Source organism: Citrobacter sp. SX206 (assembly GCF_024181025.1).
In the GTDB taxonomy this organism is placed as follows: Bacteria; Pseudomonadota; Gammaproteobacteria; order Enterobacterales; family Enterobacteriaceae; genus Citrobacter; species Citrobacter youngae.
On sequence record NZ_CP049738.1, the window covers coordinates 2,486,167 to 2,497,422 of the forward strand.

Sequence of the window (11,256 nt, forward strand, 5' to 3'; positions counted from 1 at the left end):
TATGCTCTCAGGCCTTTTTCATCGTCCCGCAGCTTCGGCTGCGGATTTTACGCATCTGCGCCAGGCGCGTGTTGAACTGCGTAATGTCATAAAACACTATGACAATCATACCGTGCTTAACGGCGTCAGCCTGTCGGTTGAACCGGGCGAAGTCGTCACCATTCTCGGGCCTTCTGGCTCAGGAAAGTCGACGCTTATTCGCCTGATAAACCAACTGGAGTCACTGAGCGGCGGCGATATCTTTATTGATGGCAAACCAATCGGTCAGCTGCGCGGCCCCACATTGCGTCAGCTTCGCAGCCGGATTGGTTTCGTGTTCCAGCAATTCAATCTCTACACCCACCTGACGGCACAGCAGAACATCACGTTGGCGCTGGAATATGTTCACGGTTGGAAAAAAACGGATGCTGAGCAACGGGCACTTGAACTGCTGGAACAGGTAGGATTAGCTGAGAAAGCCGATGCGTATGCCGCCCAACTTTCCGGCGGGCAGCAACAACGTGTTGCTATCGCCCGCGCGCTGGCCTCCTCGCCGCAAATCATCCTGTTTGATGAACCCACCTCCGCGCTGGATCCAGAAATGATTGGCGAAGTGTTGCAGGTCATGAAGCGTCTGGCTCATAGCGGTATTACCATGATTGTCGTGACCCATGAAATGCATTTCGCCAGGGAGATTGCCGATCGTGTGGTGTTTATTGATGGCGGCGATATTCTCGAAGTCGCACCTCCTGAGGCGTTTTTCACTCGCCCTCAGCACCCCAGGACCCAACGTTTTCTGAAAAAAGTGCTCGACCCGTTACACCAGGAGTCATCGTTATAATGCATGCAATGGACTGGCAGGGGGTGCTGAGCGGGCAACCTCTGCAATGGATAATCTCCGGTTTTCTGACCACACTTTGGGTCACGCTAGCCGGCGTGGTACTCGCCACGGTGTTTGCCATCTTTCTGCTCAGCCTGCGCCTGACAGGACAGCGCTTTGCGACCACCATGGTCAGCGTGTGGGTCTCTGTTTTTCGCAATACTCCTTTACTCGTCCAACTGATGTTCTGGTACTTCGCTGCATGGAATCTCCTTCCTCGCGACGTGATTACCTTCATTAATGCGGAACACTCCTGGTCCATTCTGCCGGGGGATGTCTGGTGGTTAACGCCGGAGTTTCTCTGCTCCGCATGGGGGCTGGGTGTCTTTACCTCGGCCTTTCTGGTCGAAGAGGTCGCCTCCGGTTTACAGGCTGTGTCTGGCGGGCAGCGCGAGGCAGCCATAGCACAGGGGTTTTCGTCATGGGCGACGTTTCGTCACATCCTGCTCCCTCAGGGGCTGGCAAATGCCTGGCAGCCGATCGTGGGGCAATATCTTAATCTGATGAAGCTGTCTTCATTGGCCAGCGGCATTGGCTTTGCAGAACTGACATACCAGGTACGGCAAATTGAAAGCTATAACGCCCATGCGTTGGAAGCCTTTGCCGTCGGCACGGCACTCTACCTGCTGACCGGCATTGTACTGGGGATGTTGTTAACCCGTCTTGGTCCTGTGTCTGCAGCAGGTAAACCGTTGGCACGTAAAACACGCATATTCCGTTTCAGGAGCCTACTGCATGATCGCTAATATTTCGGTTATTACCGACAATCTGGACTACCTCCTGTGGGGGCGGGTCACAGAGGGGCAACCGGGGGGCGTTCTGCTCACGCTGTTGATGGCGATTGGCGCAGCGGCACTGGCGCTTCCCGCTGGGATCGCACTCGCCTGCTGTGCCTGGCGTTTTCCTGGGGCGATACGTAAGGGGCTGTTTATCTGGGCAGAGTTTATTCGTGGTATTCCGTTAATCTTCGTGATTTTCTGGATGTGGTATCTGTTGCCCATGCTCACAGGCAGTGATTTACCGGGAGCCATAACCGTCACGCTGGCATTGGCCTGGTTTACCGCCGCCTCGGTGATGCATTCTGTGTACGCAGGTATCACTGCGCTGCCAGGCGGTCAGTATGATGCGGCCATCGTTCAGGGGTTTCGTCCGCTCCAGGCGCTCGGGTTAATTCTGTTGCCACAGGTTCTGCGCAACGTACTGCCCTCGCTAACGGGGATTTTTATCGGGCTACTCAAGGACACGTCGCTGGCATTTATCGTCAACGTACCTGAACTCACGACGGTTGCGGGTCAGGTTAACAACCGGGTACAAATTTACCCGGCGGCTATTTTTGTCTTTACCGGACTGGTCTATTACCTGCTGTGCTTTAGCCTGGAGAAGATCACTCAGCGTCGGTTCGCGTTGAAATAGCAACACGGCTCAACATGCCACAAATTGATGGTCTTCGTTGAGCCGATACTTCACCCCTGCGCGAATGTTATTTTCACCCTCAATAGCCACCGCAAAGCGCATTCTCTTACCGTCGTGATAGGCAAGAGCCGCGCATCCGCCGGGGCCGAGAATTATTGAATCGACCACGCCAGTACTGGCAATAACAGTGTTTTCTCCGTTGGCCATGATCTGCACGTTGTCCGCGCAGTTGGCGATTTTCGACTCTGCGCCAAAACTGGCTATCTGGGTTAAATCACCGCTGCTGGCGATACGACTTCTGTCACCCAGCGAACTGATGCGCACCCGCATACCCGTGCTGGCCATTCGTGTACCGCCGCCCACACTACTGACTCGTGTGGAGTTTCCCGCGATGGCAATACGGCCACGCTCACCGGAGCTGGCAACATGAGCGTTATAACCCACGCAGCCAATACGTGCGCTGTAACCTGCACTGGCAATCTGCGCGGCGTATCCGGCGCTGACGATTTTAATGTTATCGCCCGCGCTACCGAGACTGTCGCCATCAGCCGCGCTCGCCAATTGTTTACCGTTGTCGTCTGCCGTCTGCGGACAGACAACACGGCCCATCGCACAGATATCCTGCTGGACAAAATTCTCTTCATCCTGCCATCTTGACCAGCCGTATTCCACGAGGCTATCTGCCCAGTCACTATACCCTTCCTGCTGGAGTGCACGGTGCACCTCCGCATAGCTGCCTCCTTCAGGAAACGCACGCAGAAACCAGCGATACATCACGGGCCCGACGCGCCAGGCCCGTAAGTCACCACGCGTAATCATCATCTCTTAATGCCGGTGATAGCCATCCACCATGCACTTAAAGGTTTCGCCCGGTGTGCGTCCTGTGGTGCAGAGATAAAGATGTCCAAAAATGAAAAACACGCTCACGACAGCCAGCGCAAAGTGCGCCTGCAGCAACCAGTAACGTACGCCAGGGAACAGATCGCCCACAGCCTGTGGGTACAGGGATAGCAACCCGGAGATCAGCAGTAGCGGCAGCAAACCGTACATCACTCCGACATACGCCGCCTGCTGTAACGGATTGAATTTCGAACGCGTTGATGCCGGGAATGGATGCGCTTCGCCCTGCATAATGCCAAACAGGTAAAATCGCGTCTGCCTCTGCGCCCGGCCGATCCAGCCCTGACGCTGAATAATATAGTGATGCCCGTTCCCCCCAATCAGGTTAATCAGGACAAAACCAATCCAGCAGGCAAGCAGCAAAAAGCCACATACCTCATGCACAGTCAGCAGGCTTTTCATCACTGGGGCACTGACCGCAGTGAAATGATTTAGCAGGCCGCTGGCCAGCAGCAACAGAAATAACAGCGCATTCGACCAGTGCCACAAACGGACAGCTTTCGAGTATAAATAGACCTTCTCTCCGTGTCCTGCAGACGCTTTATTCGCTGAACGAAAGCGCAACATTGCGTGGAGTGCCAGCACCAGCCACATCCCCACCAGCATTAACCCGGCGAAAACCAACCAGACAGGCCAGTAATCCGGCGAAAACATTGGGACGTACTGCGCAAGCTGTGCGTGAAACTGTTCGGCATTCTGCGACGCGTTCATACATTATCCTTTTTAATCAAATGTTGACCGAACCGACGATACAGATGGGGCTTCCCGGCGCCTGCAAGTTGATATTCGTAGTACTTGTTTTCCCGCAACCAGGTCTGAATTTCCGGGCTGTCCTCACGGCCAAAAATCAACGCGTGTTCTGGACAAGAATTGACGCAAATTGGCGGGAAACCTTTCGCCAGACGTGATTCGGCGCAGAAGTCGCATTTATCCGCCACTTTGGTTTGTGGGTTGAGATAGCGTACCTGATACGGACATGCGCCAATGCAGTAACTGCAGCCGATACAACGGGAGGTATCGACTCGCACAATCCCGTTTTCATCTCGCCAGGAAGCACCGGTCGGACACACCTCAATGCAGGGGGCATCGTCACAATGCTGACAGGACTGACGAAAATAGTGATACAGCGTTTCGTTATCGTTATCCGTTACCGGGATATGGGCTATTGATAAACGACTCCCCTGAACAGGAACATGATTCGTTTTCCTGCACGCTCGGGCGCAAATATTACATCCGTTGCACAATGATTCGTCGTGGATCATGACATAACGAACGTTTTTAGTACTCTTCGTACTCGCTAACAGGTTTTGGCCTGGGCCGGTGAAAAAAATCACCGTCCCCATGCCAATGACAAATTTTCGTCGGGTGAAGGACATCGGGTTATCCTCTAATACTGTGACAGTGATCGTCCACACGTTCCATGACATCAACCTGAAAAATTCAGGGGTTCTGATACTGCTCAACCTCAAGCCATTCGCACAGGCCATACGCTTTGCCGTAACTCATAAAGCGCTCGCTAAACAGATAAGGTTCCGCATTCGACGATTCCACAGCACGTATGTCTGCATAATCAGGATGCGTTTCCATTGCCGTGAGCGCCGCCGTAACCTGCTCAGGTGCAAAGTGGTATGGCGGTTGCGCCAGCATGGCGACCTTATAGGGGCGAGGATACGTTTGGCAGTCAAAACGTACCGCTTCTGCAATGGCACGGCAGATATCATTTTCCACCACCTGCACACACATCTCGGCGTAGTTTGCCGTCATGGTTTGCGTCGAGTAGAAGTAGGTATCCTCTGACCCCTGGATACAGAGAATATCTGCGTCGGATGCATGCTGACACATCGCGTCCAGCAGGGTAGCCAGGTCACTTTCAGGAACCGAATAAGGTGGCAACAGAAACACGCTGCGTGCCACCAGTTGACCTGAAGCAGAATGCTGGCGGATAAAATCCGCCACTATCGACCCCGGACTGGTGGGTTCCTGAATTAATGACGAACTCTGGTGTGCGACAGGCTGGTGTAACGCGTGCAGCCACTGTCTCTTTTGGCTATCCACGTCATCACCATGCACATCCTCTGCAGCGGCCAGGTCGTTACTCACGTACGTCATCTGCGTTCCTTACGCCGGCAACAGATTGTGTGCAGCCAGGTCGGCAGCCACATCCTCAAGGCCGAGGCGGTGAAGGGTGTCGCGAGTTGGGCAGCCCAACGCCGGGTCCCAGCCCATTTCCTGATAGAACATCGTAAGCGACTGACGCATATCTTCCCGGTCCATCTTGTCGGTCCCTTCGGTAAAGACTGGGATCTTCGGATCTTTATCAAACACCCAGGAGCAGATCAGGTCGTGCTCATTACGCATATCCATGGTTTGCATCAACTTGACTGTATAAGCACGGTGCAGGGTAAAAATGCGCTCCGCGGCCAAATCCAGACTCGCCTGAGTTGTTTCATCCCCCGTTACGGCCTGGAAGAATTTCGCTTCCAGATCGAGGTCTCCACGATAGTTTCGACTCTTCAGTGGCGAAACCGTCATTGGCCAGACCCAGTTACACAGCGTAACCGCATTGTGCAGACAGACTTTCAGCAGCGTCCATTTGGCGTATTTGATTTTGGCGGCATTAATCGGGGTATAGTTTTTGGTTTCATCGTAGGCATCCTGTGAACCAAACAGTTCGCCCGCTACTTCACGCTGTAGCGCCAGCGGTAAACCGGAGCCGATAAAGTTGATATGGGTATGCGTCATACAGTCGCGGTTGAACATACAGTTGGTGATCGCCCCCACCTGCGCCGAGGCTTCGTTCGCATGGTGAACAGGGAAACCAAACGGCGACCATAGTTTGTTCTTCGCGTAACCCCAGTACTCTTCGCCCAGATTCCAGCGTTCTGCAATCGCGTAGGAACCATCTGCCAGGTGGCTGAGTTCACCCACGCGATGCGCCAGTCGATAGTAGAAATCTTTGATAAAGTTCGGATCGCCTGCTTCCAGTTGATCCCAACGGATCTCTGCATACTCTGCCGCAGGTAACACTCGCTTAAAGACGCCTTTGGAGTAGCAGTAAGTAAAGTCACGGTGCAACTGCCCGTAGTTACACCAGATGCCATAATCGTCAAACAGGTTCAGGCCAACCAGGTTTCCTACGACGCGCCCATCGTCTTTATCGTCGAAATCTTTCGGCCCATTCGGGAAAATAGTGGTATGTACAAAGTTCGCCACGCAGGTATTCCCGCCGGTACTCGGCACACCAAAATCTTTCACACGGGGAACATTGAGTTGCGACATACAGCGAATTGGACATGAATGGCAGCCACTCATTTTGACGGTATACTTCTCAGCGGCCGGGCCGAGATCAAACACGGATTTATGGGTACGAAAACCGACCGTATTCTGGTTTCCCGGTGGAATTTCCCCCGTTTCGATTGGCCCTCCTTCCGCAGCGCCCCAGAACAACCCTTTGCGAGCCGTCCAGCGCGAATTAGGTGAAGAGTATTCAGCCCAGGCCTGCGGCGTGCTCGGCACAACATGGTTGTTGTTGGCGCCGATTAGCTCGGTCATCATGTAGTCATTAAGCCGCTTCATCTCTTTGCGATCGGCAATATTGACCCCCTGGGTCCCTTCTACCGCAATGGCCTTCAGGTTTTTCGACCCCATGACTGCGCCAGTGCCGGCTCCGCCGCTGTGGTTACGGCTATTAATCATGCAGGAAAGCGGAACAAGGTTTTCACCCGCCTGACCAATGGCTGCAACGCACGTTTCCGGGCTGGTGATACGGCAAATTTCTTCAGTGGTTGCGCGCGTACCCTTACCCCATATGAAGTCCGCTTTTTCGATGCTGACCTTATCGTCTTTGATGTTGATCCAGACCGGAGAAGGTGATTTCCCTTCGATAATAATGGCGTCGTAACCCGCGAATTTCATTTGTGCGGCAAAGAAACCGCCCATATGGGCATCGACCACTAAATTGCCTTTGGTAAATGTCGATAATGAGGTGATATTAACGCGAGAACTGCAGGGCGCGCCCGAACCGGTTAGCGGCCCGGTCGCGAAAACCAGCTTATTTCCTTCATCAAAAGGTTTGGTGCCTGGCTGGACTTCGTCGTACATAATTTTATAGCCAAAGCCCATCCCACCGACAAATTTCTTAAATTTACTGGAATCTTCAACGGTGATATTACCCGTGGTGAGATTGACCCGTAAAATATTACCTGTCCAACCATTAGCCATCATGTTTTCCTTTGCAAGAAGGTCCGATAGATATACTCGCCACCTTTCAGGCAGTTCTTTTATTCAAAAACTGCAATTTTCCGGCATTAAATGACGCGTATCAGGCAGCCCTGCTATCCATCAAACAGTAATATCTTTCCACTCAATAATTTTTAATGCCCCTGTCGGACAAGCATTAGCGCATTCCCCGCATAAAACACATTTTGAGGATTTCTTCGTTACGGTATTAACGGTCGCCATCATCCATGGGCAGGCCGTGGTACAGGCACTGCAGCCAATACAGCGTTTATGATCTACGGCAATGCAACCGTCTTCCTGTTTCCAGGTAATTGCGCCAATCGGGCAAACTTTCATGCACTGGGGATCTTTACACTGACGGCAGGTGTCTGCGGTGTAGTTTAAATCGCCGTACAACCCGCCACCGGACCCAACGCCATCATCGCCAAAGAAGTAGTTACGATGAATTTTGATGCGGGAAAAGAAGGTGCCAACAGCGCCATCGTTATAATTAGTACAGGAAATTTCACAGCGGTGGCAGCCGGTACAGCGGGCTCGTTGAGTCACCAGCACCCCTTTCGGCGTATTGATAAGTCCGACGGTGCCGCTATCGATATCTTCCTGCTTGCAACCAAAAAGGGATAGCAGAGCGGGGGCAATCGTTAATCCTGCCAGACCCTTCCCTGATATACGCAGAAACTCAAGCCGCGTTAAACCACAATCTAAAAATGGACGATCAACCTGGTTCATTTATTTCGCATCCTCTTCGCAAACGCTGTAGTAGCAACAGATCCAGGCTAATTTTAATGAATGCAGATCAGGTCAAATCGGCCATAAATGTTGCCAACAACACGTGAATTTTTGCCCTAACCTGATCGCACAGATGACGGTGGTTAAACTGAATCAATCCATACCCTAAACTCGGGTATAATCCTTTAGGGTTAGGCAGATAAATAATGTGGTTATTCCCCCCCTGTAACCTTGATCGTTATCAATTAAAAATCGGAAGGAAAATAATTAATGTGGAGTGATATTTATTATCATTAAGCGAGATTGAAATAACATTTCATATGCATGAAAATATTTGGGAGTGCAATCACAAATATTGTGTTACATACCACTCGATATATAATTAAATATATAGCGCAGTGCGTAATTTTAGTGACCGAACTAAATTATATTTATTGGAAGATAACGAAGAATAAAATAAGAGGACGGCAGAATAATTCTACCGCCCTCTTTTATGGATTAACCGGCCAACGCTTTAATCACCGTCTCCATGGCCTGTTTTTCTAACTCACTGCGCTTCACACGCTGATTGGCGAGGGTTGTTCTCAGTACGCCAGCAATGACGATATGCTTAGGCTCTTGCCCCAGATCGCGCATTTCCAGCACTACTTTACCGACTACTCTGCACATCTCGCGGTACAGCTCGTCGTCTTTGGTCTGATTTCCCATATTCACCCGCTCGTCATTAACTCAAACCCACAGCATATATCACTCTGGCAAATTAGACAAAATCCAATGAAAATCAAATAAATGTCAAAATTTTACTGGATCCGCTGAAGTCGATTTACCAGCTCGGCGAGGCTTCCGGCCCGCATTTTTTCCATCACCCGCGCCCGATGCACTTCAACCGTGCGAACGGCAATATTCATGGCATCGGCGATTTCCCGATTTATCAACCCCTTTGCAACCAGATTCGCCAGTTCTCGCTCCTTCGGGGTAAGTTGCTGATAGCAAGCAACGATTTCCTGTCGCGAAAAAGCCGCTACCGAGGCCTGCACAGCATTTTCCAGCGCAGCCTGTAGCGGCGCGGCTGAAACCGGCTTCTGTAAGAAATCGACGGCTCCGCGCTTCATTTGTTCAACCGCCATGGGCACATCACCATGCCCGGTAAGAAATACCACCGCCAGGGTGCTCTCGCGCTGACGCATTGCTTCATGCACGGCATGTCCATCCAGTACCGGCATGCGCATATCCAGCAGTAATACGCCGACCTGATGCAGATCGGCCTGAGCCAAAAATGTTTCACCCTGCTCCCAGCAGCGTACCTCATACCCCATACTTTCCAGTAAAAATGCACAGGCCTGAGTAACCGCTACATCGTCATCCAACAGATGAATTATTGCCACGACGCCCTCCTTCCTGTGTTTGCTTAAAATGTAATGTCACCGCTACGCCCGCCAGACCGTCAGACGCTGGGTGATTTTTGATGCTAATGTCGCCATTTGCATAGCGAACCAGTCGCTGACAAATGGCCAGCCCGAGTCCCATCCCTTCCTTGCGGGTGGTCATAAAGGGCTGGAATGCCTGATATAACTGCGCATCGTCGATCCCTCCGGCGTTATCCTGCACCAGGATACGCACACCATGCTCCTCACTGCACGCTGAGAACCACACCGTTTTTGCCCCCGCCTGGGCCGCGTTTAGTACCAGATTAGCCAGAACCTGCTCCAGCAAAACGGTCGGCAGTGTAACCGTGAGCGAATTATCGACCTGCGTTTGTAACGCTACCGTCGGGAATTGCTGTGCCATGCGTAATAACTGCCAGACATGATGGATCGCATCATGAATGTTAATGGGCTCCCAGTCGTCAGTCATCACCGGATTTCCCTGCGCCTGACTGACCCACTGACGTAAATTGCGTAGCGTATCGGCGCCCCGCTGCGCCTGCTCGTCAATCTGTTCAAGGGCGGGTAACAACGGATGCTGCAGATCCTGGCCGCGCAGACGAATCAGACAGCCCTGTGCATAGTGGCGGATAGCCGAAAGCGGCTGGTTAAGTTCATGAGCGAATCCGGACGTCATCTCGCCCAGCACGCTCATTTGACGCGCGGTTTCCAGCGCCTGTTCCTGTTTACGCAACAGCACATTATTACGCTCAAGCAGTCTTCCACGTCGGCGGACCAGCAGCATGACCCAGATGTAATTGAGCGTCAGCAACAACAGGACGATACCCGCCGCCCCCATGGCCAGACGATGTTGAATAAACCAGCTTTTGACATCCAGCCACAATTGGCGCTGCTGTGGGTGCTGGCGGACATCGCGCAGCAAAGCTTCTACTTCGCGGGTTGAGGCCGGCGCGCCCCAACGAAAGACAGCGTTTTGTGGCGAGTTAAACAGTACCCGCGTGACACGATCGGCCAGTTCATCACTGACCGCGGGCAAGGCAGCAAACGACCAGTCAGGATAGAGCGGCGTGCTGGTTACGCAAGGAATTGACGTTGGATAGCTAATCACGGCCCTAAAGTCCGCTTTGCGGATTAGCCCTTCTTCATCCATTTTTTCCAGCAGACACACGGGCACAATCACCGCCTGAACCGCTTTTTCACGTAATAAATACAGCAAGGCATCGGCAGGAAAGCCGGTAAACGTCAGATGTAAATCACGTTCAGGGCGCAATCCCGCATCGCTGAGCGCTTTGTATCCCAGCAAATAACCGCCAAATGCCTGAGCATCAATGGCACCTACCGTTTTACCAATCAGATCATGTGCATTCACAATCCCACTGTCGCGCCTGACGAGGACCGCACTGCCAATCACGTTGCTGGTTGCCTTTCCGCCACGAGTGGAGCGTAATGATGCCAGCCAGCGAAGCGCTGCATGGCTGTTTAACTGCACGAATTGCGCCGGATTGGTGACCACAAACTGGACGGTTCCACGGTTAACCGCCTCCTGCATCTGCTGCAGATCCAGCGGTTGAATATGAAACTGTTCACCCGGAATTTGCTGATTTAACAGGGTTTCCAGCGGTTGCCAGTGGGCACGTGTAGAGACCTCTCCACGCATCGCCAAAACACCCACATTCCACGAACCTGCCCACGCCACGCTGCCGAGCATCCACACGGAGGCCAATAGCGTCA

General features: G+C 52.5%; 12 protein-coding genes. 3 read left to right on the top strand and 9 right to left on the bottom strand.

Annotated elements, in window-relative coordinates; translation table 11 throughout:
• The first annotated feature begins 1 nt into the window (after window position 1).
• The 3 genes from G8S19_RS12185 to G8S19_RS12195 are packed head-to-tail and all read left to right on the top strand — an operon-like array spanning window position 2 to window position 2,272.
• A complete protein-coding gene (locus G8S19_RS12185) occupies window positions 2-820 on the top strand; it encodes an amino acid ABC transporter ATP-binding protein (protein WP_199969193.1) in 819 nt (272 codons plus the stop codon).
• Window positions 820-1,605, top strand: a complete 786-nt coding sequence (locus G8S19_RS12190) for an amino acid ABC transporter permease (RefSeq protein ID WP_040233756.1) — start codon at window positions 820-822, stop codon at window positions 1,603-1,605. Before G8S19_RS12185 ends, G8S19_RS12190 begins: the two co-directional genes overlap by 1 nt.
• Window positions 1,595-2,272: an ABC transporter permease subunit gene (locus G8S19_RS12195; protein ID WP_101741682.1), complete on the top strand. Its 678-nt coding sequence runs from the start codon at window positions 1,595-1,597 to the stop codon at window positions 2,270-2,272. The genes G8S19_RS12190 and G8S19_RS12195 overlap by 11 nt, the downstream gene beginning before the upstream one ends.
• A 9-nt stretch (window positions 2,273-2,281) precedes the next feature.
• Here G8S19_RS12195 and ydhT read toward each other — a convergent pair whose 3' ends face one another.
• The 9 genes from ydhT to ttrS all read right to left on the bottom strand — a co-directional run bounded on the left by ydhT (window position 2,282) and on the right by ttrS (window position 11,233).
• A complete protein-coding gene (gene ydhT / locus G8S19_RS12200; RefSeq protein WP_061067814.1) occupies window positions 2,282-3,094 on the bottom strand; it encodes a protein YdhT in 813 nt (270 codons plus the stop codon).
• A gap of 3 nt (window positions 3,095-3,097) precedes the next feature.
• The gene (gene phsC, locus G8S19_RS12205; protein ID WP_061067813.1) at window positions 3,098-3,883 is read right to left on the bottom strand and encodes a thiosulfate reductase cytochrome B subunit; all 786 of its coding nucleotides are present in this window, start codon (window positions 3,881-3,883) and stop codon (window positions 3,098-3,100) included.
• Complete coding sequence (locus G8S19_RS12210; protein WP_048211825.1) at window positions 3,880-4,548, bottom strand: 4Fe-4S dicluster domain-containing protein; 669 nt, start codon at window positions 4,546-4,548, stop codon at window positions 3,880-3,882. The genes phsC and G8S19_RS12210 overlap by 4 nt, the downstream gene beginning before the upstream one ends.
• A 64-nt stretch (window positions 4,549-4,612) precedes the next feature.
• Entirely contained in the window at window positions 4,613-5,281 is a 669-nt protein-coding gene (locus G8S19_RS12215) for a YdhW family putative oxidoreductase system protein (RefSeq protein WP_199969194.1), read from the bottom strand.
• A gap of 9 nt (window positions 5,282-5,290) precedes the next feature.
• Complete coding sequence (locus G8S19_RS12220; protein ID WP_048211827.1) at window positions 5,291-7,393, bottom strand: aldehyde ferredoxin oxidoreductase; 2,103 nt, start codon at window positions 7,391-7,393, stop codon at window positions 5,291-5,293.
• Between the two features lie 120 nt (window positions 7,394-7,513).
• Window positions 7,514-8,140, bottom strand: coding sequence for a ferredoxin-like protein (locus tag G8S19_RS12225; protein WP_048211828.1), 627 nt, complete (start codon window positions 8,138-8,140; stop codon window positions 7,514-7,516).
• 498 nt (window positions 8,141-8,638) lie between these two features.
• Complete coding sequence (gene fumD, locus G8S19_RS12230) at window positions 8,639-8,848, bottom strand: fumarate hydratase FumD (RefSeq protein WP_040233753.1); 210 nt, start codon at window positions 8,846-8,848, stop codon at window positions 8,639-8,641.
• A 92-nt stretch (window positions 8,849-8,940) separates the two neighbouring features.
• Entirely contained in the window at window positions 8,941-9,525 is a 585-nt protein-coding gene (ttrR, locus tag G8S19_RS12235) for a tetrathionate respiration response regulator TtrR (RefSeq protein ID WP_061067811.1), read from the bottom strand.
• The gene (gene ttrS, locus G8S19_RS12240; RefSeq protein WP_253686628.1) at window positions 9,500-11,233 is read right to left on the bottom strand and encodes a tetrathionate respiration histidine kinase TtrS; all 1,734 of its coding nucleotides are present in this window, start codon (window positions 11,231-11,233) and stop codon (window positions 9,500-9,502) included. Before ttrS ends, ttrR begins: the two co-directional genes overlap by 26 nt.
• Window positions 11,234-11,256: the final 23 nt, after the last annotated feature.

Bases quoted from the DNA above. Each gene is read 5' to 3' on its own strand.
- ydhT (WP_061067814.1), bottom strand. From the start codon at position 3,094: ATGATGATTACGCGTGGTGACTTACGGGCCTGGCGCGTCGGGCCCGTG.
- fumD (WP_040233753.1), bottom strand. From the start codon at position 8,848: ATGGGAAATCAGACCAAAGACGACGAGCTGTACCGCGAGATGTGCAGA.
- G8S19_RS12215 (WP_199969194.1), bottom strand. From the start codon at position 5,281: ATGACGTACGTGAGTAACGACCTGGCCGCTGCAGAGGATGTGCATGGT.
- ttrS (WP_253686628.1), bottom strand. From the start codon at position 11,233: ATGCTCGGCAGCGTGGCGTGGGCAGGTTCGTGGAATGTGGGTGTTTTG.
- G8S19_RS12220 (WP_048211827.1), bottom strand. From the start codon at position 7,393: ATGGCTAATGGTTGGACAGGTAATATTTTACGGGTCAATCTCACCACG.
- G8S19_RS12190 (WP_040233756.1), top strand. From the start codon at position 820: ATGCATGCAATGGACTGGCAGGGGGTGCTGAGCGGGCAACCTCTGCAA.
- G8S19_RS12210 (WP_048211825.1), bottom strand. From the start codon at position 4,548: ATGTCCTTCACCCGACGAAAATTTGTCATTGGCATGGGGACGGTGATT.
- G8S19_RS12225 (WP_048211828.1), bottom strand. From the start codon at position 8,140: ATGAACCAGGTTGATCGTCCATTTTTAGATTGTGGTTTAACGCGGCTT.
- G8S19_RS12185 (WP_199969193.1), top strand. From the start codon at position 2: ATGCTCTCAGGCCTTTTTCATCGTCCCGCAGCTTCGGCTGCGGATTTT.
- phsC (WP_061067813.1), bottom strand. From the start codon at position 3,883: ATGAACGCGTCGCAGAATGCCGAACAGTTTCACGCACAGCTTGCGCAG.
- G8S19_RS12195 (WP_101741682.1), top strand. From the start codon at position 1,595: ATGATCGCTAATATTTCGGTTATTACCGACAATCTGGACTACCTCCTG.